Origin of the sequence: Nocardia sp. NRRL WC-3656 (genome assembly GCF_000720265.1) — a bacterium.
Lineage (GTDB): Bacteria > Actinomycetota > Actinomycetes > Mycobacteriales > Mycobacteriaceae > Nocardia > Nocardia nova.
The window spans coordinates 1-265 of the sequence record NZ_JOJF01000138.1; the positions used below are offsets into that span (position 1 = coordinate 1).

Annotated in this window: 1 protein-coding gene; it reads left to right on the forward strand. The window is 71.7% G+C overall.

Annotated elements, in window-relative coordinates; translation table 11 throughout:
* The coding region (locus IG65_RS38830) for a hypothetical protein (protein ID WP_036526739.1) at positions 1-265 on the forward strand (265 nt) is incomplete at both ends.

A 265-nucleotide genomic window follows, 5' to 3' on the forward strand; every position in this document is an offset into this window, starting at 1 on the left:
AGCGGTGGGCGGCATGGTCGCCGGCAAGTTCGCGCCGATGGTGTTCCCCCGGATCGGCAGCAGTCGCTTGGCCATGGGCCTGGTACACGGCACCGCCGGCGCGATATCGGGTTTGGGTGCGGCGTCGCTGGTGGCCGGCTGGCCGCAGCATTACGACCAGGTGCTCGCGCCGCTGCTCAACGGCGCATTCGCCGGGGGCGTGTATTCCCGCAGCGGAGCCCATCCGCCGGCGATCGACGGCGGCGCGACATTCACACCGCCCGAC